Genomic DNA, 1,083 nt, shown 5'->3' on the forward strand with positions numbered 1-1,083 from the left:
TCAAAAGTATACGGCGGTTCAGCTCGTGACTTCGCATCAATCGATAACGCTCCAGAAGAGCGTGAGCGCGGTATCACAATCTCTACTTCACACGTAGAATACGATACTCCAACTCGTCACTACGCACACGTAGACTGTCCAGGACACGCGGATTATGTTAAAAACATGATCACTGGTGCTGCACAGATGGACGGTGGTATCCTAGTTGTTGCTGCAACAGATGGTCCAATGCCACAAACTCGTGAGCACATCCTACTAGGCCGTCAGGTTGGTATCCCTTACATCATCGTATTCATGAACAAATGTGACATGGTAGATGACGAAGAGCTACTAGAACTAGTAGAAATGGAAGTTCGTGAACTTCTTTCTGAGTACGATTTCCCAGGTGATGACCTACCAGTTATCCAAGGTTCTGCACTAGGCGCACTAAACGGCGAAGAGCAGTGGGAAGCTAAGATCATTGAACTTGCAGAAGCTCTAGATACTTACATTCCAGAACCTGAGCGTGCAATCGATATGCCATTCCTAATGCCAATCGAAGACGTATTCTCAATCCAAGGTCGTGGTACAGTAGTAACTGGCCGTATCGAGCGCGGTATCCTAAACGTAGGTGACGAAGTAGCAATCGTAGGTATCAAAGATACTACAACTACTACTTGTACTGGTGTTGAAATGTTCCGTAAACTGCTTGACGAAGGTCGTGCAGGTGAGAACGTTGGTGCACTTCTACGTGGTACTAAGCGTGATGACGTTGAACGTGGTCAAGTACTAGCTAAGCCTGGTTCAATCACTCCACACACTAAGTTCGAGTCAGAAGTATACGTACTTTCTAAAGACGAAGGCGGCCGTCATACTCCGTTCTTCAAAGGCTACCGTCCACAGTTCTACTTCCGTACAACTGACGTAACTGGTGATATCTCTCTACCAGAAGGCGTAGAAATGGTAATGCCAGGCGACAACATCCAAATGATCGTTGAGCTAATCGCTCCAATCGCAATGGATGAAGGCCTACGTTTCGCTATCCGTGAAGGTGGCCGTACTGTAGGTGCTGGTGTTGTTGCTAAGATCTTCGCTTAATTCTTA

1 protein-coding gene is annotated in these 1,083 nt (G+C 46.6%); it reads left to right on the forward strand.

Annotation, left to right across the window (positions count from 1 at the left end; all coding sequences use genetic code 11):
• Positions 1-1,077: elongation factor Tu (gene tuf / locus RH86_RS03065; protein WP_009384916.1), on the forward strand; the 1,077-nt coding region annotated here is incomplete at its 5' end.
• Positions 1,078-1,083 lie beyond the last annotated feature (6 nt).

It is taken from the genome of Vibrio sp. N418 (genome assembly GCF_000222565.1).
Classification (GTDB): domain Bacteria; phylum Pseudomonadota; class Gammaproteobacteria; order Enterobacterales; family Vibrionaceae; genus Vibrio; species Vibrio scophthalmi.